Genomic DNA, 268 nt, shown 5'->3' on the forward strand with positions numbered 1-268 from the left:
AGCCCGACGTCATCAACCGATCACGTAGCCCCCATCCACCAAGAGCGTCGTGCCCGTGATATAGGAAGCCGCCTCGGAAGCCAGGAAAACCATGGCGTAGGCAGGCTCCTCGGGCTGCCCCCAGCGACGAAGGGGAACCCGTTCGATTCCACGCCCCGGACCACCTTGCTTGGCGGTCTCGGCTGTCATGCGCGTATAACACCTGCCCGGGGCGATACCAACTACTCGCACGCCAGCTGGCCCCCATTCAGCTGCGGCTGATCGCGTG

General features: G+C 64.6%; 1 protein-coding gene. It reads right to left on the minus strand.

Going from position 1 to position 268, the window contains the following annotated elements; translation table 11 throughout:
• Window positions 1–12 precede the first annotated feature (12 nt).
• On the minus strand, window positions 13–268 hold a 256-nt coding region (locus EUU22_RS01865), incomplete at its 5' end, for an SDR family NAD(P)-dependent oxidoreductase (RefSeq protein ID WP_205687819.1).

Source organism: Ciceribacter ferrooxidans (genome assembly GCF_004137355.1).
Classification (GTDB): domain Bacteria; phylum Pseudomonadota; class Alphaproteobacteria; order Rhizobiales; family Rhizobiaceae; genus Allorhizobium; species Allorhizobium ferrooxidans.